This is a genomic window from Guyparkeria halopsychrophila (assembly GCF_044582135.1).
GTDB lineage: Bacteria > Pseudomonadota > Gammaproteobacteria > Halothiobacillales > Halothiobacillaceae > Guyparkeria.
On the sequence record NZ_JBDODP010000001.1, the window covers coordinates 145,931 to 166,462 of the forward strand.

The window sequence follows — 20,532 nt, forward strand, 5'->3', positions numbered from 1 at the left end:
GCAGAGACTCCTGCCTGGCACGCAAAAACTGGCGGCCAACGCCAACTCGTCGGTTCGATAGGTCTGGTGGCTCACGGGTCCGCTCGCGACAATTGTTGGGAACATCCGGATCAGGTCTCGATCAGACCCACCGCGGCATCGATGTCGACGGACACGATGCGCGACACGCCGGCCTCGCGCATGGTCACGCCGACCAGCGCCGAGGCGCTCGCCATGGTGGTCTTGTTGTGGGTGATGTACATGAACTGCACCCGGTCCGACATGGCCGAAACCATAGCACAGAAGCGCCCGACGTTAGCCTCGTCCAGCGGGGCGTCGACCTCGTCGAGAATGCAGAACGGCGCGGGGTTGAGCTCGAAGATCGCGAAGATCAGGGCCGTGGCGGTCAGCGCCCGCTCACCCCCCGACAACAAGGACAGATGACTGATGCGCTTGCCGGGCGGACGGGCCATCAGGGCCACCCCGGCATCTAGCGGGTCGTCGCCGGTCAATTCCAGGCGAGCCTCGCCCCCACCGAACAGCGCCTCGAACCGCGGACCAAGGCGCTGGTTGACCGCGTGGAACGTCTCGCGGAAACGCTCGCGGGTCTGCCGATCCATGGTCTCGATCGCCTCGGCCAGCTGCGCCAGCGCCGACTCGACATCCGCGATCTGGCCACCCAGTTCCTCGCGACGCTGCTCGACCTCGCGATGATCCTCGATCGCGGAGAGGTTGACCGCGCCCAGCCGGCGGATCTGGGTCTCGAGATCGGCGAGCTCCGCAGCCAGGCGCTCGGCCACCCCCGACTCGACGGCCAGTTGCTCGATCGCCTCGGTCTCGGGCTCCTCCTCGTCGTCGGCGAGCTGGTCGCGGGCCTCCTGCAAACGGCCGCGGGCATGCTGCTCGCGGGTCTCGCCCTGGGCGCGATCGATGCGGGCCTGCTCGCTCTTCGCCCGGGCCGCGTCGCGCTCGCCACGCACCTCGACCACCGCCTGGCGCGCTGCGGCCTGGGTCTCGGTGGTCACCCGCTGATCGTCTCGCGCCCGGGCCTCGGCTGCCTCCGCCTCGGCGAGGCGCTCGGCCTGACGGGCCCGCTCGATCATCAAGCCCTCGCGCTCGGCCTGCGCCCGCTCGCGCTCGCGGGCCTGCTCATCCAGGCGACGGGCGATCGCCTCGCGCTCGTGATCCAGCCGCCGGGTCTCGTCGCCAAGCCGGGCGATGCTCTCGTCGCGCTGGTCGATCTCACGACGGGCCCGATGAAAGCGGTCGGCCGCCACGCGTGCGGCCTCACGAGCGGCCTCCAGTGCCTCACGGGCCGACTCCTGTCGTTCGACGGCCTGGTTGCGGCGCTGATCGGCCTCGGCCACGGCCTCGGCCGCCGCATCGCGCTCGGCCTCGAGCCGTGACTGCTCCCGGCGGGCGGCCTCCCGTTCCTCGGACTCGGCGGCCGCGCGGGCCTCGAGCTTTTCGACGGTCTGTTTCAGGCGCTCGAGGCGTTCACCGAGATGCCGGTCCGCCAGGCGCGCCGACTCGAGCGCGCGCGCCTGCTTGTCGCGTTCTTGGCGTGCGGCCTCGACGGCCTTGCGGTCGGCCTCGAACCGCCGCCGGCTCTCGTCCAGTGCCGTCTCGGCCTGTTCCAGTGAGACCTCGGCCTGCGTGATCCCCTCCTCGAGTTCGCGGCGACGGGCCAGGTGGGCCAGGTGGGTCGCGGCGCCCGCGTTGCCGCTGCGCCCCAGCCAGTGCCGCCCGACCCACCAGCCGGCCGGGGTGATCAGGAACTCGCCGGTCGCCAATGACGGGCGGCGGGCCAAGGCGGCATCCAGGTCCTCGACCGGCCGCCCCGGAAAGTCGCGCACGCGCTCGGCAAGCCAATCGGGATCGCGACCCGCCTGTGCCTCCAGCCACCAACCACCGGCGCCTTCCATCTCGTGGAACCGGTCGATCTCGGCGGCCACCATCGCATCGAGGTCCTCGACCATCTCGGCCTCCAGCGCCTCGCCCAGTGCATGACCGACCCAGGGCTCGCGGATATCGGCCTCGACCAGCCGCTCGACCAGTCGCGGCCCCGACGGACCGTCTGAATCTTGCGGCGCATGCGCGGCAAGCAATCGATCGAGGGCCTGCTGCTCGGCGGTGAGCCCATCGTGCACGTGACGCGCCTGGCGCCGAGCCTCATCCTTTTCGTTCAGGACGGCCTCGCTGGCCTCGACGGCCGCCACCGCCTCGTCATGGTCGCGTTCGATCGCCTTGATGGCTGTCTCGGCCGCCTCGACCTCGCCAGCGCGTTGCACGCGCTCGCGTTCCAGTTCGGCCCGTTCCTCACGCGCCCGACCCAGCTCGGCGGCGGCCGGGGCGGATTCGAGTCGCCGGTATTCGCGCGCCACGGCATCAAGACGCTCGCCGAGCCGCGCCTGCTCACGCTGCGGGCCAATACGCGCCTCGGCGGCGGTCATCGCCTCGCGGCGCAGTGAGTCGAGTTCGGCTTCGGCGATCGAGCGATGATCGCGGGCACGCTCGTGGGCGGCAGCGAGGTCATCGAGGGAGGCACGGGTGTCGCGCTGCTCGGTAATCAGGCGCTCACGGCGGGCCTCGGCCTCGCGGCGTTCGGCCTCGCGGCGTTCGGCGGTCTCCCGGTCGTGGTGCGCCTGCCGATCAAGCCCCTCAAGCCGGGCGTCGAGCTCGGCCTGGCGCGTGGTGACGGCATTGAGGTCGTTGGCCAGCCGGTACTTCTCGGCCGACAGCTCGGCCAGCCGCTCTCCGGCGGCCTGCAGGGCGCGTTCGGCCTCGTCCTGGGCCGCCTCGGCGGCGGAAACTCGCGCCTCGCAGGCCGCCTCGGTCTCGCCGGTGTCGGCGACGATCCGGTCGAGACGCTGACGCTCCTCGCGGGCCTGGATCAGGGCGACGGCCGCGGTCTCGACCTGGCGGCGGCGACGCACGGTGGATAGCTCGCGATATCGCCGCGCGGAGCGGGCCTGACGGGCGAGCGTGGCCTCCTGGCGCTCGAGCTCGGCGGCAATGTCGTTGAGCCGCGACAGGTTTTCCTCGGTGTGACCGATGCGATTGGCCGTCTCGCGGCGGCGCTCGCGGTAGACCGAGATGCCGGCGGCCTCCTCGAGGTAGCCGCGCAACTCGTCGGGCTTGGCGTCGACGATGCGGTTGACCTGCCCCTGCTCGATCACCGAGTAGGAGCGCGCGCCCACGCCGGTGCCGAGAAACAGGTCGACCACGTCGCGGCGACGCACGCGGGTGTTGTTGATCTCGTAGCGGGACTGGCCGTCGCGGTCGAGGCTGCGCCGGACCGTCAGCTCGTTGTAGGCGGCAAAGGGGCCGTGGATACGGCGCTCGCGGTTGTCGAAGGTCAGCTCGACCACGGCGCGACTGGCCGCAGCCCGCTCGCCACTGCCGGCAAAGATCAGGTCATCGAGGGCCTGACCGCGCAGGTGGCGGGCAGAGGATTCGCCCATTACCCAGCGCAGGGCATCGATCAGGTTGGATTTGCCACAGCCGTTGGGCCCGACGATCGCCAGGGTATTCGCCGGCAGGCGGATCTCGGTGGGCGAGGCGAACGACTTGAAGCCGGCGAGGTACAGGCGGGTCAGGCGCATGCAGCAACCACCTGCCACTGTGGGAACGGGCCTCGCCCGGGAAGGCGGCACCAGCCGCCCCCGTCGAGGCTTTGTGTCAGACCGATGCGGGGACACGCGCCAAAGGCGCGTTTCGCTTGCAAGGCAAGCTCGCACTGGGGCGGTCCCGACGTCTTTGCGGCTATTTTCCCTGAGGGAGCGGGCCTTGCCCGCGAAGGCAGCGCGAGCGGCCGTCCCGGTTCGAGCGATGCCGACAGACAATAACGCAGGCACTCGCCTGACGGCGCATGTCGCTTGCGGGGCACGCTCCCACCGGAGAGGTGGAAGCCGTGATCGGCCGCACCGGTCGGCAAGGGCCGGCTCGGGGCCTTATAATCCGTCCCCCGGTTAAACGCCCCGCTCACCATTTCATCTGCCGCAACAGGACACGCTTCCATGTCGACGCAACCCCGCAAGACACTCGAAACCTTCCCCAACCCGCATCCGGAACGCGACTATACCATTCACATGGAAGTGCCCGAGTTCACCTGCCTGTGCCCCAAGACCGGCCAGCCGGACTTCGCCACCATCCTGATCGATTTCGTGCCGGACCAGCAGTGCGTCGAGCTCAAATCGCTGAAGATGTACATGTGGTCGTTCCGCGAGGAAGGCGGCTTTCACGAGGCGATGACCAACCGCATCGCCGACGACATCGTCAACGCGATCAACCCGCGCTTTCTGCGCCTGACCGGCCGCTGGAACGTGCGCGGCGGCATCTGGACCAACGTGGTGGTCGAACACCGCCAGGACGGCTGGGCGCCGGCGCCGAAAGTCGAGCTGCCCTGATCCCATGGCGGCAGCCCGGCATCTCGGTATCGACGTCGGCACCTCGGGGCTGCGCATCGCCGCCCTGGATGTCACCGGCAACTGCCTCTGGCTGGAAAAGGCCGACTGGCCGACGCCACCGCCCCCTGACGGCCACGAGCAGAACCCGACCGACTGGTGGGCGGCGTTCGACCGCCTGATGGGCCATCTCGGCGAAGAAGGGCGGCTGGCCGAGGTCCACTCGTTGGCCTTTGCCGGCACCTCGGGCACGGTGCTGACCATCGATGCCGACGGCTGGCCACAAGGGCCGGCGCTGATGTACGACGACCCGCAGGGGCGCGAGCAGCTCGTTAAACTGCGCCGGCTGGAACTCGACCCCGACGCCCAGCTGTCCGCGCTCGCCCGCTGGCGGTTTCTGGCCGAGGAGCGCGGCCAGGCCGGACGACCGGTCAGCCAGGCCGACTGGTTCGTCACCCGCCTGACCGGCCAGCATGTCAGCGACAGCAACAACGCGCTCAAGTGGGGCTTCGATGCGGTGACCGAACGCTGGCCGGCCGCCCTGCTCGATCGATTCGGCGACCGCCTGCCCGAGGTGCGTCGCCCCGGCACCGCCGTCGCGTCCATCACGCCCGACCTGGCCCGACGCTGGGGCCTGCCGGAGGGCGTGATCGTCGCCGCCGGCACCACCGACTCGATGGCCGCCCTCTGGGCCAGCGGCGCGAGCGAGGAAGGTGACGGCGTGACCAGCCTGGGCTCAACGCTGGCCCTGAAACTGATCAGCGAAGCCCCGGTGAGCGATGCGGCCAGCGGGGTGTACAGCCATCGTTTCGGTCACCGCTTCGCGGTCTCCGGGGCATCCAATACCGGCGGTCGGGTACTGGCCGCGTTTTTCGATGCCGAAGCATTGGCCAGCTTGAGCGAATCGGTCGACCCGGCGGCCCCGGACACCCTGGGTTACTGGCCGCTGGCCGGGCGAGGCGAACGGTTTCCCGTGGTCGCCCCCGAGATGAGCCCGCGGCTGACACCGCGCCCGGACGACCCGGCCGCGTTCCTCGGTGGCCTGTTGCGCGGCATCGCGCGGATCGAGGCCCTGGGTTATCGACGTTTCGCCGCGCTGGGGGGCACGGCCGTGCGACGGGTGCTGTCCTCCGGTGGCGGGGCGCGCAGCCCGGTATTCTCCCGCATCCGCGAACGCACACTGGGCGTGCCGGTGCAGACGGCCGAGCACACCGAGGCAGCCGTGGGCGCGGCACGCCTAGCGGCATTGTCCAAAGGAGAGAGCACATGACCCAACCACTCACGCAGGTGGCGCGCGAAATGGGCGGGCTGGGTTACTGGGTGGCCGGCTGGCGGCTGATGTGGCAGCCGGGGTTGCGCCGCTTCACCCTGATCCCGCTTTTCATCAACACCCTGCTGTTCGGCCTGGCCGGCTGGCTACTGCTGAGCGTCGCCGGCGACTGGGTCGAGGGCCTGCTGCCCGATTGGCTCGATTTCCTCTACTGGCTGCTGATGCCCATCGTGGTGCTCGGCCTCCTGTTGGCGACCTTTTTCACCTTCACGCTGGTGGCCAACCTAATCGCGGCGCCGTTCAACGCCGTGCTTGCCGCCCGGGTCGAGACGCATTTGACCGGACAACCGCCGGCCGAGGACGACCAGGACATGATCACCGGCGCAGTTGGCGCGGTGGCCGGCGAGATCGGCCGGTTGCTCTACCTAGCGGCCTGGGCGTTCCCGCTGGTGATCCTGTGGTTCGTCCCCGTTCTGAACCTGTTGGCCCCGTTCGCCTGGTTCCTGTTCTCGGCCTGGATGATGAGCCTGGAATACGTCGACAACCCGGCGGGGAACCACGGTCTCTCGTTTCGCGAGCAACGCCGCCGCCTGCGCCAGCGACCCGCCCTGACACTCGGCTTCGGCAGCCTGATGACGCTGATGACCATGGTGCCCGTGGCGAATTTCTTTGCCATGCCGGTGGGCGTCTGCGGCGCGACCCGGATGTGGGTGGAAGGGTTCGAGGGAAAGGCCGTCAGAGCTAAGGACCGATAGCCGAGAGCTCGTCGAGATTCGGTCGTCCGTTGGCATGCCTGGGCCGGGGCGGCCTTCGCGCGCAGGGCGCGCTCCCACCACGGTGGGGTAGCCGCTAGACGAAGGGGAAGGCACCACCGTGGGAACTGCCCCGCAAGAGAAACGCGCCAACGGCGCGTACCCCCTTGTCGGACGGAAAGCTCTAACCGAAGCGATGACGTCCCTCGGACTCAGCCCTTGCGCGACTCGCGGCCCGGTGAACGCCGACGGGCCTCGGCCTTCTTCTGCTTGACCTTCTGCAGCGGGGTGCGCCGGTCGACCTTGCCCTCGTAGGGGTTCGAGTCGGTGCGGAATTCGATCCGGATGGGGGTGCCCATCAGGTCGTGTTCGCGGCGGAAGTAGGACTCGAGGTAGCGGTGATAATGCCCCGGCAGGCGCTTGGTCTGCTTGCCGTGAATGACGATGATCGGCGGGTTGCTGCCGCCCTGGTGGGCATAGCGCAGGCGGATGCGCCGTCCGTGTACCAGGGGCGGCTGGTGCTGCTCCACGGCGGCGCCCAGCGTCCGGGTGAGCGCGTTGGTCGAGATAGAGCGCATGGCCGCGTCATAGGCCTGATCGACGCTCTCGAACAGGTGACCCACGCCGGTGCCGTGCAAGGCGGAAATGCGATGGATCTTGGCGTAATTGATAAAGCCGAGCTTGCGCTCGATTTCCGAGGCCACGCGCTCGCGCACGTCAGATTCCAGCCCGTCCCACTTGTTGACCGCGATCACCAGGGCCCGACCACGCTCGTGGATGAAACCCAACAGGTGTTGGTCCTGCTCGGTAATGCCGGTGTGCGCATCGAGCACCAGGATCACGACATTGGCCGCGTCGATCGCCTGCAACGTCTTGACGATGCTGAACTTCTCGATCGCCTCGCCGACGCGCGACTTGCGCCGCACCCCGGCGGTATCGATCAGCGTGTAGGGCTTGTCGTCCCGCTCGAAGGGGATCTTGATCGAATCGCGGGTGGTGCCCGGCTCGTCGAAGGCGAGCACGCGCGACTCGCCCAGCAAGCGGTTGGTCAGGGTGGATTTGCCCACGTTGGGGCGACCGACCAGGGCGACGGTGATCCCTCGCCCCTCGGGCTCCTCGGCCGGCTCCTCGGCGAGCTCCGGCGGCAGCATCATCTCGAGCCGCTCCCACAGCCCGCCGATGCCGCGCCCGTGCGAGGCGGCGATGTATTCGGGCTCGCCCATGCCCAGCGCCCAGAACTCGGCCTGCACCTCGTGCTCGTCGACACCGTCGGTCTTGTTGGCCACCAGCAGCACCGGCTTGCCCGTCCGGCGCAACTCCGCGGCAATCTGCTCGTCGGCGGCGGTCAGCCCGGCCCGCCCATCGACGAGGAACGCGATCAGGTCGGCCTCCTCGACGGCCAGCCAGGCCTGATCCTCCATCAGGGCCTCGATGCCGCCCCGCTCGCCGGTCAGCCCGCCGGTGTCGATCACCAGCCAACCGCGTTCCTCGTGGTAGGCCTCGCCGTACTGCCGATCGCGGGTCAGGCCGGCAAAATCGGCTACCAGTGCATCACGACTGCGAGTGAGCTGGTTGAACAGCGTCGACTTGCCCACGTTGGGACGGCCGACCAGGGCGATAACGGGTTTCATCGGATCACGGGACTCGTGGAGTGGCAGATGCCGAAATTAGTCAAGCGTGAACACCCGCAGTTTGCCGTCGCGGGTGACCGCGAGGCCCTGGCCGCCGGCCTGCTGGATCGGATCGATCAGCGGGTCACCCCAGTCGGCCCGGCCGATCAGCGCACCGCTGGTGGTCGAGAGCACGTGTACGTAGCCCTCACGATCACCGACGACCAGATAGCCATTGATCAGGGCCGGGCCGGTCAGGCCGCGGTGCTTGAGATCGGATTGGCGCCACAGGGCGTCGCCGCTGCGGCGATCGATCGCCCAGATCACGCCGTCGGCGTCGCTCAGGTAGAGCGCACGACCACCGGCCGCCATGTTGCTGGTGTTGGAGAAATCACGTGACCACAGCTCGCGCCCGCCCTGGGCCGCCATGGCGACCAACTTGCCCTGGTAGGTCGCGGCGTAGAACACGCCATCGACAAACACCGGCGTGGCGTCGACGTCCACCATGCGATCGACATCGGTCCGACCGGTGGGCAGCGCCACGGCCTGGCTCCACAGCTCCCGGCCGTCCTCGCGGGCGAAGACGGCGATCGTGCCGTCGTCGAAACCGGCGGCCAGGGCGTCAGGGAACATCAGCACGCGACCCTGGCCCTGCAGGGTCAGGGCAGGCGGGTTCTTCGACTGACGCCAGCGCACCTTGCCGGTCTCGGCATCCAGTACGGCCAACGTGCCGTTACGACCGCGCACGGCCACGTCACCGAAGCCGACCGACGGAGCGGCATCCACGGAACTGCGAATCGAGGCATCCCAGCGACGCTCGCCAGTGTCGGCGGCCAGGGCGAAGACGCGACCGTCCTCGCTGCCGAAAACCACGATGTTTTCGCCGGCCCCGCCGCCGACACTCAGGTCGGCATCGAGATCGACCGACCACAGCCGCTTGCCCGACTCGAGGTCGTAGGCGAGCACGTCGCCCTGCGGTCCGGCCACGAAGACACGCCCCTCGTCCTCGACCGGCGCGATGGCGGTCAGCTGATTGTCCTGATCACCGCCGGAGGAAGCGCTCCAGGCGACCTGGGGCGCTTGCTGGTTGTCGATTTCCTGCAGCGGCGTGGGCTTGACCAACTCGCGCGGCGCCGAACAGCCGGCCAGGACGACGGCCAGGACGACGGCCAGCGGCAGGGTCCACCGAGTGTATTGCGTGGTCATCATGACGCCTCCTCCGCGTTCGCCGGCAGGCTATCGAGCTTCATCTGCAGCAGGTCATTGGCGGCATCCGACTCGACCGCGGTTTCGTAGGCCTCGCGGGCGGCGATCAGGTCACCGCGTTCGGCGAGGATATCGCCCCGCAGTTCGGCGAACAGCCCGCCGAAACCGGCCGGCGGGTTGGCCAGTCGCTCGAGCGCGGCGTCGTGCTCGCCCTGCGCCCAGAGCACCCGGGCGAGCCGCAGATCAACCGTCGCGACCAGCTGGACCCGGTCGGCGCTCGCGCGCGCCCGCTCCAGATAGGACGCGGCCGTTTCGAGATCGTTGTTCTCGACGGCGGCACCGGCACCGATCAGCCAGGCCAACGAGGTGTAACTGGTGCCGTCGTGACTGGTAGCGACCTCGCGCGCCCGCTCGACCACGTCACCTTCACCGCGGACCGCCATCTGCTCGAGATGGGCAAAGGCCGCGGAGGCCGAAGCGACCCGATTGTCCTGCCAGCCCTGCCAGCCCTGCCAGCCGACCAGGGCGGCAAGCCCGAGCACGACCCCGGCAATCACCGTCTTGCCGTGCTCCGACCACCAATCGCGGATGCGTTCAATCTGTTCTTCGTCTGAGGCGACCATAGGGGTTCCCGAAAATGTTCCCGAAATACGTTAGTTAGTGGCCAAGAGGGTGTCGAGGGCGTCCGCGGCGACGGTCTGCTGCTCGCCTTCGCCGCGCAGCGGCTTGACCGAGACCTGCTCGCCGGTCTCGTCCTCGACGATCAGCGCGGTCGCGGCGCCACTACGGTCCGCGCGCTTAAACTGTGCCTTGAGGCTGCCGCCGTCGAGATTACACTGCACCCGTCGACCGACCAAGGTGCGACGCAGGCGGTCGGCCAGCCGCAACCCCGCCCCCTGGCGAGCCACCTCCGGCACGACCACGTAGATGTCGGCACGACCCGCATCCGCGGGCGTGTCGGCCAGCGACAGCAATCGCTCGATACCGATCGCGAACCCGGCCGCCGGTGTGGCACGGCCGCCGAGCTGTTCGACCAGCCCATCGTAGCGACCGCCCGCGCAGATGGTGCCCTGGGCGCCCAGCGACTCGGTGATCCACTCGAATACCAGCTTGTTGTAGTAGTCCAGCCCGCGCACCAGCCGCGGGTTGACCCGATACTCGATGCCCAGCGCGTCGAGCAGCTCGCAGGTCTTACGGAAGTCGGCGGCCGAATCCTCGTCGAGGTAATCGGCCAGTTTCGGGGCCGCCTCGAGAATCTCCTGGATCGCCGGGTTCTTGCTGTCGAGCACGCGCAGCGGGTTGTCGTGCAGGCGACGGCGCGCCTCCTCGTCCAGCTGATCGGCGTGTGACTCCAGATACTCGACCAGTACCTCGCGGTGGCGGGCACGCGCCTCGGGCTGGCCCAGCGTGTTGATCTCCAGGCGCACGTCCTGGATGCCGAGGCGATCCCAGAGCGAGGCGGCCATCTGGATCAACTCCACCTCCAGCTCCGGCCCGGCCACGCCGAAGGTCTCGACGCCGAACTGGTGGAACTGGCGATAGCGGCCCTTCTGCGGGCGCTCGTGGCGGAACATCGGCCCGGTGTACCACAGCCGACGCTGCTGGTTGTGGATGATGCCGTGCTGCAGGCAGGCGCGCACGCAGCCGGCCGTGCCCTCCGGGCGCAGGGTGAGCGAATCGCCGTTGCGGTCGTCGAAGGTGTACATCTCCTTCTCGACGATGTCGGTCACCTCGCCGATCGACCGGGCGAACAGCGCGGTCTGCTCGACGATCGGCATGCGGATTTCCTCGTAACCGTAGGCGGCGGCGGTCTCGCGCAGCGCGGTCTCCAGCCGCTGCCAGGCGGGCGTGTCGTCGGGCAGCACGTCGTGCATGCCCCGGATACTCTTGGGCGTCTTGCTCATCTTGGGATCAGGTTATCGGTCGTCGCTGGAATCGTGGGCCGCCTCATGGGCGGCCTTGTCCCGGGCGACGCGCTCGCGAATGGTGTGTTCGATCTGGTCGACCAGCTCTTCTTCGGACAATTTGCGCGAGGGCTTGCCGTCGACGTACAGGAGATTGGGCTGGCCGCCGGTCAGGCCGATGGACGCCTCGCGGGCCTCGCCGGGGCCGTTGACCACGCAGCCGATCACGGCGACATCCATGGGGAGGTCGATGTCCTCGATACGCTCCTCCAGGGCGTTGACGGTCTTGATCACGTCGAACTCCTGGCGGGCACAGGACGGACAGGCGATCAGGTTGACGCCACGGCTGCGCAATTTCAGTGACTTCAAGATATCCCAGCCGACCTTGACCTCTTCGACCGGGTCGGCGGCCAGCGAGACGCGCAGGGTGTCGCCGATGCCCTCGGCCAGCAGCATGCCCAAGCCCACCGCCGACTTGACCGCCCCGGCGCGCGACCCGCCCGCCTCGGTGATCCCCAGGTGCAGCGGCTGCTCGATCTGGGTGGCCAGCTTGCGGTAGGCGCCCAGGGTCATCCAGACGTCGGAGGCCTTCAAGGAGACCTTGAATTCGGGATAGTCGAGCCGGTCGAGGATGTCGATGTGCCGCAGGGCGGACTCGACCAGCGCGTCCGGGGTCGGCTCGCCGTACTTCTGCTGCAGGTCTTTCTCCAGCGAGCCGGCGTTGACGCCGATGCGCAGCGGGATGCCGTGGTCACGTGCCGAGTCGATCACCTGGCGCACCCGGTCCTCGCGGCCGATATTGCCCGGGTTGATGCGCAGGCAATCGGCACCGAGCTCCGCCACGCGCAGGGCGATGCGGTAGTCGAAGTGGATGTCGGTGATCAGCGGGATCGAGACCCGCTGCTTGATCTTGCCGAAGGCCTCGGCGGCCTCCATGTTGGGCACGGAGACCCGCACCAGGTCCGCGCCGGCGGCCATCAGACGCTCGATCTGCGCAACCGTCGCCTCGACATCGCAGGTATCGGCGTTGGTCATCGACTGGACGGAGATCGGCGCATCGCCACCCACGCCCACGGATCCGACCTGGATCCGACGGGACAAGCGACGCGTCACCGGAATCGGTTGAAAACTCATGAATTCCCCACGGTCGTTCGCAGCACGCCGGTGTTATCGCTGGCCTCGCCCAGCTCAACCGGTTCGCCCTGGTATTCAACCTCGAACCCCTCGGGATGCCCCAGCACCAGCGAGAACGGCCCGGCGGCCTCGGCAAACGCGCGCTCCTCGCCGGCGGCCAGCACGTCGTACATCAACCGCTCGCCATTGCCGTCACGCACCTCGACCCAGCTGTCGGCGCGGGTGGCGCGCAGCAGCAGGGCCGGCGGCCTGTCGGCGGCCGGCTCGGCCGAGGCAACCGTTGCATCGGCGTTTGGCTCGCTGTCGGCGGCATCGGCGGATGGGCCGGACTCGCCCTCCGCGGGCTGGTCACGACCTTCCCCCAACGCACCGATCGCGGCCAGGCGCTCGCCGGGCAGCGCCAGCGAGACACCCTCGACCGGCCCGGCGGCCGTCTCGGTCGGCGCAGGGGCCTCGGTCGGCGGTGCGGGGGGCTCGTCGAGGGCACCTTCGATGGCCGGACGCTCGTCGCCCGAGCCCTCGCCGTCAACGGGAGCCGAATCGGCGTTGGTCGAGGACTCGGCCGTCTCGCCACTCAAGTCAGCCCACCAGGCCTGCACACGATCGGCATCCAGGCGCGAGAGGGCCACTACCACGATCGCGATGACGATCAGGATGCCGAGCCATGCCAGCAAGCGACGGCCAAGGCGACCACCGCGGGGCTCCATGACATCCAGTGTCGGGTGGATGCCTCCCTGCACCACCCCGTTATTGTCCGGGGCACGCTGGGCATTGTATTGGGCGATCAGTTCGTCGCCGTCGAGGCCCAGTTGCCCGGCCCAGGTCCGCAGGTAGGCAAGGATGTACGGACGACCCGGCACGGCGTCGAGCTCGTCGCGTTCAATGCGCTCGATCACCTTCAGATCGAGGTTGAGTGGCTGGGCCAGATCGGCGGTGCTCAGACCGACGGCTTCGCGGCCATGCCGGATGCGTTCGCCGACACTGGGGCCGGTGACGTCCTGCCCAAGGGTGATCGCCTCGTCCGGCTCATGGACCGTTGCTCCAACCGCGGGCTCACGCCGCTCCTGCTCGCTCATCGACTGCCTCCCTGTTCCAGTGCCTGGGCCTCCGGCGAATCCGGGAATCGGCCGCGCAGGATCAAGCGGTGGTTCTTCAATGCCTGCTCGTCACCCACCATGCGATCGATCGCGATCGCGACGGTCAGCGACCGCGGGGTGTGCCGATGGCGTGATTCGTATTGCCGCATCACCTCGGCCGCCTCGGCCGCCTCGCCGGTTTCCAGCAAGGCCTGCGCCACACCCAGCAGGGCCGCCGGCTGGCGTGCGCCCTCGGCCACGGCACGACGGAACTGGGCCAGCGCCTGGGCTTGGTCGCCGGCCTGCTGGTAGCAGCGGCCGGAGTTGACCAGGGCGTATTCCGGGGTCTCGTACAACGGGTCGCCATAGGCCCGACCAAACATCGCCTGAGCGCGCTCGTAATCGCCCTGCGAGCAGAGAAAACCGCCGTAGTTGTTCGCCATGTCCGAATTATCGCCATCGAGACGAACGGCCCGGGCGAAGGCCTTGGCGGCCTTGTCGTCCTCACCCAGGCGCTGGAGCAGCAGGGCATGGACGTGGTGGGCCGGGGCGTAGCCGCTGTCGAACCGGATCGCCCGCCGGACCTTCTCCATGGAAATCTTGAGCTCGCCCTCGCGCATGTAGCCCGCGGCCAGCTCGGTATTGATCTCGGCGGCCTGACGATTTTCGCCGACGTGGCGCTCGACCGAGCCACGATCGCCCTCCAGGCCGCCGGTCGTCGCGCAGCCGGTCAAGCCGAGCACCACCACGCACACGCTCAACAGGCGGTGGCTCATCGAGTCACCTCCACGACGCCCTGGCCCAGCCCCATCTGCGCCAGCCGATCCGACCGCCGCGAGCGATCGGCGACCTTGCCCGCCAGCTGGCCGCAGGCGGCATCGATATCGTCACCGCGCGTCTTGCGCGGCACGGTGTTGATCCCCACCGCCTTGAGTTGCGCCCGGAACCGCTCGATGCGGTTGCGCGAGGAGCGCTCGTAGCCGGAACCCTCGAAAGGGTTGAACGGGATCAGATTGATCTTGACCGCCTCCTTGCGCGGGCCGAGCAGGGCAATCAGTTCGTCGGCATGCTCGGGGGTATCATTGACCCCCTGGATCATCACGTACTCGTAGATGATCGCCCCATGAGGCACCACCTCAGCGTAGCGGTCGCAGGCGGCCATTAACTGGTCGAGCGGGTACTTCTCGTTGATCGGCACCAGCTCGTTACGCAACACATCGTTGGACGCATGCAGCGAAATCGCAAGCGAAATCGGCAGCCGCTGGCCCAACCGATCGATCGCCGGGACGATGCCGGAGGTCGAGATGGTCACCCGCCGCTTGGACAGGCCGTACGCGTGGTCATCAAGCATCAGCTCGGCGGCGTCCACCACCGCCTGCTCGTTGAGCAGCGGCTCGCCCATGCCCATGAAGACCACGTTGCTAATCGCCTTGCCGGTCGGCAAGCGACGTTCGATCAATCGTTCGGCCAGCCAGAGCTGACCAACGATCTCCGCGGTCGACAGGTTGCGATTGAAGCCCTGTCGGCCGGTCGAGCAGAAGGTGCAGGTGAGCGAACAGCCCACCTGCGAGGAAATACAGAGGGTCGCGCGGTCGTCCTCGGGGATGTAGACCATCTCCACGGAGTTGCCGCCGCCCGTATCGACGAGAAACTTGCGCGTCCCGTCCTTCGATTCCTGGTCGAGCAGGATCTCGGGGGCCTGGATGCAGGCGATCTCCTTGAGCTTCTCACGGAGGCTCTTGGCCAGATCGGTCATCGCGTCGAAGTCTTCGACCCGACGCTGGTGCACCCACTTGAGCACCTGGTTGGCACGGAAGGGCTTCTCGCCCATCTCCGCGAACCAGGCACGCAGGCGGCTAGGCGCCAGGCCCAGCAGGTTGATGCGTTCGTCGGTCGAAGTCATTCAGGCCACCCGTGTCATGACCCGAGAAGGTGCCAGCGATCTTAGCGGCTGGTCAACTCGTCGGGCTTGAAGAAGAAGTCGATCTCGGTGCGCGCGTTCTCGGCACTGTCCGAACCGTGGACCGCGTTGGCGTCGATCGACTCGGCGAAGTCGGCGCGGATGGTGCCCGGCTCGGCATCCTTCGGGTTGGTCGCGCCCATCAGGTCACGGTTCTTGGCGACGGCGTTTTCGCCCTCGAGCACCTGGACGAACACCGGGCCGGAGATCATGAAGCCGACCAGTTCGCCGAAGAACGGGCGCTCCTTGTGGACCGCGTAAAAGCCTTCGGCCTGCTCGCGGGTGAGTTGCAGCATGCGCGCACCGACCACCGACAGGCCGGCATCCTCGAAGCGCGAGATGATCTGACCAACCACGTTCTTGGCAACGGCATCTGGCTTGATGATCGAAAGGGTGCGTTCTACGGCCATGAAATTATCTCCTGGTCGGGCGGGATCGGACCGCCCCGGTGAAACGTGAAAAAGAAAACGGAAACAGGAAGCTGTCGCTCACCGAGGGTGAGCGACAGCAAAGCGCGATAGTTTAAGGAACCTCTGCACGAATAGCCAATGCCTCTGGCTTACCGGCTTGTTCGCCATCAAGGCGCCGATTCGAAGTCGGGCTCGTTGCCCGCCGAGAATCGGCAACACCGAGGGCGAGCAAGCCGGCAAGCCCCGGAGGGCGGGTCGCCAGGCACCCACCTGCGGCGTTGCAGCGCTTGCCAATGACTACGGCCATTGGGCGGCGCGCTACGCCTTGCATCTGGGCGCCTGGCGACCCGCAGAGGCGTTGGCTATTCGCGCAGAGATTCCTTGACGATTCACCGGAAAACAATCCATGCGAACCGATCGGGCGGCAGCCGGAGCGACAGCCGCGCCGAACCGGTCGATCAGGGACCGACGCCCCGCATGCCGGTAGCGACGGCTTGGGAGCGCTCGTCGCGCGTCTGCTGCAGCTGATTGTCCTGGCGGGCGGAGACGCCGAGCACGTCGGGCTGCTCCACCAGGTCGGCCAGGGAAATGGACTCGAGGAACCCCTGGATCTGCGCCGACAGCCCCATCCAGAGGTCGTGGGCAAGACACTGGCCGCCGTCCTGGCAGTTGCCGCGTCCCCCGCACCGGGTGACGTCGACCACCTCGTCGACCGCGTGGACGATCTCGGCGACGTTGATCCGCGCCGGCTCCCGGGCCAGCTGGTAACCGCCACCCGGGCCACGCACGCTGCTGACCAGTTGCCCGCGGCCCAACTGGGCGAACAGCTGCTCGAGGTAGGAAAGCGACAACGACTGTCGTTCGGCGATGTCGGCTAGTGCCGTCGGCTGGCCGTGGTCATGGATGGCCAGGTCGAGCATGGCCGTGACGGCGTAGCGGCCCTTGGTCGTCAGCCTCATTGCAAACCTCCGGGCAGCCCCTCTCGGGGCCGCCAAAACGGGTCAATCCCGAGCGGGACTCTCGGGGATAGTCGCCCCATCATAGTCCGGCGACAGGGCGCTGTATATGGGTGGCCGCCTGTCGGGTCAGTCGCGCCGAACCGAGCCCTCATCGACCGCCTCGTCGCGACCGCAACCGATCAGTCGGTCTTCCTCGTCGAGATGGCAGCCATCCAGGCTGGGACGACTCGGTCGAGAGACGTCCACCCCCAGCGAGCGCAAGGCGTCAGCCATCTCGTCGAGCTGACCGTCGACCGTCTGGACGTGATCGAGCAGGCGATCGACCACCGTCGCCACTGGATCGGGCATGTCGCGGGCCACGCCGTAGGCATCGAAACCCAGCCGTTGGGCCACGCGTCGCTTGGTCTCGTTTTGCTCAGCATGCTGTTCGACCATGCGCGCGGGGATGCCAACCAGGGTCGCGCCGTCGGGCGCATCCTTGAGCACCACGGCGTTCGAGCCGACCCGCACGCCCTCGCCGAGGGTGATCGGCCCGAGGATCTTTGCCCCGGCCCCAACTACCACGCCGGCGCCCAGGGTCGGGTGACGCTTGCCCTCGCGCCAGGTGGTGCCGCCCAGCGTGACGCCGTGATAGAGGGTGCAGTCATCGCCGATCTCGGCGGTCTCGCCGATCACCACGCCCATGCCGTGATCGATGAAAAAACGGTGTCCGATCTCGGCACCGGGGTGGATCTCGATACCGGTCAGCCAGCGGCTGACGTTGGAGATCAGCCGGGCCAGCAAGCGCCAGTTGTGCCGCCACAAGGCATGGGCGACGCGGTGCCACCAGACGGCGTGCAGACCCGGATAGGTCAGCGCGATCTCCCAGCGGCTACGCGCCGCCGGGTCGCGGTCGAACACGCTGTCGACGTCATCAAGAATCGTTTTCCACCAACCCATGCACTTGCTCCGCAATCTATCGATCAATCCGCCCCGCCGCGCCCCTTTCGGGAAAGCGCGGTCAGCATGCCCTGCAGGATCTGCAACTCATCGCGCCGTGGCTCGGCCCGGTTGAGCATCACGCGCAGGCGCTGCATCAACCGCCGGGCGTGGCGCTCCGTCTCCGCCGCGTCGGCGCCGGGGAAGTAGTCGCGCTCGGCCAGCGCCGCCTCGAGACGAGCGCAGAGTGTAGCAAGCTCGGCCTTGCGGGCCGGCGGCTCGCCGCCGGCCTGCAACGGTTCCGGCTGGCGCGAGGCGTGGAACAACTCGTAGGCCACCAACTGGACCGCCTGGGCGAGGTTGAGCACCGGGTAGTCCGGATTGGCATGCAACGCGAGCAGATGATCGGCCACGCCCAACTCCTCGTTGGTCAGCCCGGTGCGCTCGGCGCCGAACAGGATGCTGACCCGGCCGGGCGAACCGGCCGGCAGTGAGCCGACCTGCCGCAGGACCTCAGCGGCCGCCGCCCGCCCATCGAGCAACGGCAGGGCCAGGCTGCGCGTCCGGGCGGTCGTCGCCCACACGGCCACCGAGTCGGCCACCGCCGCGTCGACCGAATCGACCACGCGCGCCGCGTCCAGCACGTCGGCGGCATGCGTGGCCACCGCCCGGGCCTTGTCGTCGATCGCCGCCCGACTAGCTCGGGGCGCGACCAGCACCAGCTGCGAGAGACCCATGGTCTTCATCGCCCGGGCGGCGGCGCCGATGTTCTCGGCCATCGACGTCTGGCAAAGCACGATCTCGATCCGCGCAAGGAACTCGGCGGAGGGCATGGTGTGCGTGGGAGCGGACGATTGCGGCATGGCTGACATAGGGGCGTTTACGCGTATAATTCCGGATCCGAGGAACGGGGCGCCATCAGCGTCCCGACCGGGCATCACGGTCCATTCGACCGGCCCGGACGCGCCACCGGCAGTGAGGAAACCGCCTGCCACGGCCCGTCATCCACCATTCGCTCGTCGAGCCGACCAGACCATTATGCCGCACCCCATGCTCAATATCGCCGTGCGCGCCGCCCGCGCCGCCGGCAGCATCATCTCCCGCAGCCGCGATCGCGTGAACGACCTCACTATCGAGTCGAAAAAGCGTAACGACTTCGTCAGCGAGGTCGACCACCAGGCCGAGGCGGCGATCATCGACACCCTGCTGCGCGCCTACCCCGACCACAGCATCCTCGCCGAGGAGTCCGGCGCGGCCGGGCAGGAAGACGCCGAGTTTCGCTGGATCATCGATCCGCTCGACGGTACCACCAACTTTCTGCACGGCATCGGCCACTACGCGGTCTCCATCGCACTGGAACGCAAGGGCCGACTGGAACTGGGGGTGATCTACAACCCGGTGAACCAGGAACTGTTCACCGCCGAGCGCGGCGGCGGGGCCTTTCTCGACAACCGCCGCATCCGCGTCACCCCGCGCAAGGGGCTGGACGGCGCGTTGCTGGGCACCGGCATTCCGTTCCGCGACGACCAGAACCTCGAGCGCTACATCGCGACCTTGCGGGCGCTGCACGGCCCGATCGCCGGCATCCGTCGTCCCGGCTCGGCCGCGCTGGACCTGGCCTACGTGGCCGCCGGCCGTTTCGACGGCTTCTGGGAATTCGGCCTCAAGCCCTGGGACATGGCCGCTGGCGTTCTGCTGGTCCGCGAGGCCGGTGGCGTGGTGATCGACAACCAGGGCGGCGACGACTACCTCGGCAGTGGCAACGTCATCTGCGCCAATCCCAAGCTGGTTCACGCCATGCTCCAGGCCATCAGCAAGGGTGAAAAAACCTGGCGCGCGGTGTCCCGGCCCGAATAATCCGCCGCGACAACGCAGGACACGAAAAAGCCCGCATCCGTTGCGGGCTTTCTTCTGTCCGGCACCGGCGACACCCGACTCGGGCACCGTTGCCGGTGAGCGAGGCCGGCGATCAGGGCGCGCTGTCCTCGGCCTGCTTGAGCCGATCGCGGTCATCCAGCTTAAGCAGATCCTGGCGCCTGAGGCCCATGTCCAGCGAGATCGCCGAGGCAACGTAGACCGAGGAGAACGTGCCGATCGCGATACCCAGCAGCAGCGTCAACGAGAAGCCGTACAGCGCCTCGCCACCGAAGACGAACAATGCCAGCGCGGTCAGGAAGGTGGTGCCCGAGGTAATCACCGTGCGCGACATGGTCTGGTTGACCGAGGCGTTCATCACCTCCTTCTCGGTGCCCTTGCGCATCTTCTGGAAGTTCTCGCGGATGCGATCGAACACCACGATGGTGTCGTTGATCGAGTAGCCGGCCAGCGCGAGGAAGGCCGCCAGCACGGTCAGGTCGAAGCGAAGCCCCACCAGACTGACGATGCCCAGCACCACCACCAGGTCGTGCGCCAGTGCGAGGATCGCCCCGCCGGCCAGGCGCACCTGAAAACGAAAGCCCACGTAGACGAGAATGCCGGCCAGCACGACCAGCAGGGCAAGTCCGCCGGCGTTGAACAGCTCCTTGCCCACCGCCGGACCGACATACTCGACCCGGCGCATGGTGACGTCACCCGACTCCGACTGCAGCGCGGTCAGCACCTGGTCGGCGAGCCGCGACTGGCTTTCACCCGTCGGCGGCAACCGCACCAGCACCGACTCCGACGAGCCAAACAGCTGGGCGACCGCCTGGTCGAAACCCTGGGCATCAAGCGTGTCACGCACCGACTCGATGTGCGCCCCGCCCGGGTAGCCCAGCTCGACGACCACCCCGCCGGTGAAGTCCAGACCGAGGTTGAGTCCCTTGGTCGCCAGCGAGCCCGCCGCGACCAGCAGCAGGATCGCCGACAGGGCGTAGGCGAAGTAGCGCTTGCCGAAAAAGTCGAATCGCGCGTCGGCTGGAAATACGTTCATGGTGTCACTCGTCTGATTCGATTGCCGGCACCTGGCC

18 protein-coding genes are annotated in these 20,532 nt (G+C 68.1%); 4 read left to right on the forward strand and 14 right to left on the reverse strand.

The genetic code is table 11. The features are described 5' to 3' along the window. Positions 1-110 precede the first annotated feature (110 nt). Positions 111-3,584 (reverse strand): AAA family ATPase, encoded by a 3,474-nt coding sequence (locus ABGV18_RS00695; RefSeq protein WP_396584375.1) that lies wholly within the window; start codon positions 3,582-3,584, stop codon positions 111-113. 414 nt (positions 3,585-3,998) lie between these two features. Here ABGV18_RS00695 and queF point away from each other — a divergent pair, with 414 nt between their 5' ends. From queF to cysZ, 3 genes are read left to right on the forward strand one after another with little or no spacing between them, the layout of a single operon-like run. Beyond that, complete coding sequence (gene queF / locus ABGV18_RS00700) at positions 3,999-4,388, forward strand: preQ(1) synthase (protein ID WP_396584376.1); 390 nt, start codon at positions 3,999-4,001, stop codon at positions 4,386-4,388. A 4-nt stretch (positions 4,389-4,392) separates the two neighbouring features. Continuing rightward, complete coding sequence (locus ABGV18_RS00705; protein WP_396584377.1) at positions 4,393-5,655, forward strand: FGGY family carbohydrate kinase; 1,263 nt, start codon at positions 4,393-4,395, stop codon at positions 5,653-5,655. Next, positions 5,652-6,410: a sulfate transporter CysZ gene (cysZ, locus tag ABGV18_RS00710; protein WP_396584378.1), complete on the forward strand. Its 759-nt coding sequence runs from the start codon at positions 5,652-5,654 to the stop codon at positions 6,408-6,410. The genes ABGV18_RS00705 and cysZ overlap by 4 nt, the downstream gene beginning before the upstream one ends. A 209-nt stretch (positions 6,411-6,619) precedes the next feature. Here cysZ and der read toward each other — a convergent pair whose 3' ends face one another. From der to ABGV18_RS00770, 12 genes are all read right to left on the reverse strand, one after another. Further along, a complete protein-coding gene (gene der, locus ABGV18_RS00715) occupies positions 6,620-8,038 on the reverse strand; it encodes a ribosome biogenesis GTPase Der (protein ID WP_396584379.1) in 1,419 nt (472 codons plus the stop codon). Positions 8,039-8,074: 36 nt separating this feature from the next. Then, complete coding sequence (bamB, locus tag ABGV18_RS00720) at positions 8,075-9,226, reverse strand: outer membrane protein assembly factor BamB (RefSeq protein WP_396584380.1); 1,152 nt, start codon at positions 9,224-9,226, stop codon at positions 8,075-8,077. Beyond that, entirely contained in the window at positions 9,223-9,846 is a 624-nt protein-coding gene (locus tag ABGV18_RS00725; protein WP_396584381.1) for a tetratricopeptide repeat protein, read from the reverse strand. The genes bamB and ABGV18_RS00725 overlap by 4 nt, the downstream gene beginning before the upstream one ends. Before the next feature lie 30 nt (positions 9,847-9,876). Continuing rightward, the gene (gene hisS, locus ABGV18_RS00730; RefSeq protein ID WP_396584382.1) at positions 9,877-11,127 is read right to left on the reverse strand and encodes a histidine--tRNA ligase; all 1,251 of its coding nucleotides are present in this window, start codon (positions 11,125-11,127) and stop codon (positions 9,877-9,879) included. A 12-nt stretch (positions 11,128-11,139) separates the two neighbouring features. Next, positions 11,140-12,261 (reverse strand): flavodoxin-dependent (E)-4-hydroxy-3-methylbut-2-enyl-diphosphate synthase, encoded by a 1,122-nt coding sequence (gene ispG, locus ABGV18_RS00735; protein WP_396584383.1) that lies wholly within the window; start codon positions 12,259-12,261, stop codon positions 11,140-11,142. Continuing rightward, positions 12,258-13,337: a RodZ domain-containing protein gene (locus tag ABGV18_RS00740; RefSeq protein WP_396584384.1), complete on the reverse strand. Its 1,080-nt coding sequence runs from the start codon at positions 13,335-13,337 to the stop codon at positions 12,258-12,260. Before ABGV18_RS00740 ends, ispG begins: the two co-directional genes overlap by 4 nt. Then, positions 13,334-14,113, reverse strand: coding sequence for a type IV pilus biogenesis/stability protein PilW (pilW, locus tag ABGV18_RS00745; protein WP_396584385.1), 780 nt, complete (start codon positions 14,111-14,113; stop codon positions 13,334-13,336). The genes ABGV18_RS00740 and pilW overlap by 4 nt, the downstream gene beginning before the upstream one ends. Beyond that, on the reverse strand, positions 14,110-15,240 hold the full coding sequence (gene rlmN / locus ABGV18_RS00750; protein ID WP_396584386.1) for a 23S rRNA (adenine(2503)-C(2))-methyltransferase RlmN: 1,131 nt from the start codon (positions 15,238-15,240) through the stop codon (positions 14,110-14,112). Before rlmN ends, pilW begins: the two co-directional genes overlap by 4 nt. A gap of 41 nt (positions 15,241-15,281) precedes the next feature. Next, positions 15,282-15,707: a nucleoside-diphosphate kinase gene (gene ndk, locus ABGV18_RS00755; RefSeq protein ID WP_396584387.1), complete on the reverse strand. Its 426-nt coding sequence runs from the start codon at positions 15,705-15,707 to the stop codon at positions 15,282-15,284. A gap of 458 nt (positions 15,708-16,165) precedes the next feature. Continuing rightward, a complete protein-coding gene (locus ABGV18_RS00760; protein ID WP_396584388.1) occupies positions 16,166-16,666 on the reverse strand; it encodes an Rrf2 family transcriptional regulator in 501 nt (166 codons plus the stop codon). A 126-nt stretch (positions 16,667-16,792) separates the two neighbouring features. Next, on the reverse strand, positions 16,793-17,605 hold the full coding sequence (cysE, locus tag ABGV18_RS00765; protein WP_396584389.1) for a serine O-acetyltransferase: 813 nt from the start codon (positions 17,603-17,605) through the stop codon (positions 16,793-16,795). Positions 17,606-17,628: 23 nt separating this feature from the next. Further along, positions 17,629-18,447: a TrmJ/YjtD family RNA methyltransferase gene (locus ABGV18_RS00770; RefSeq protein WP_396584390.1), complete on the reverse strand. Its 819-nt coding sequence runs from the start codon at positions 18,445-18,447 to the stop codon at positions 17,629-17,631. Between the two features lie 175 nt (positions 18,448-18,622). On the opposite strand from ABGV18_RS00770, the gene ABGV18_RS00775 reads away from it, so the two are divergent. Further along, positions 18,623-19,441, forward strand: a complete 819-nt coding sequence (locus ABGV18_RS00775; protein WP_396584391.1) for an inositol monophosphatase family protein — start codon at positions 18,623-18,625, stop codon at positions 19,439-19,441. Between the two features lie 112 nt (positions 19,442-19,553). On the opposite strand, the gene secF is transcribed toward ABGV18_RS00775, so the two are convergent. Then, complete coding sequence (secF, locus tag ABGV18_RS00780; RefSeq protein WP_396584392.1) at positions 19,554-20,495, reverse strand: protein translocase subunit SecF; 942 nt, start codon at positions 20,493-20,495, stop codon at positions 19,554-19,556. Positions 20,496-20,532: the final 37 nt, after the last annotated feature.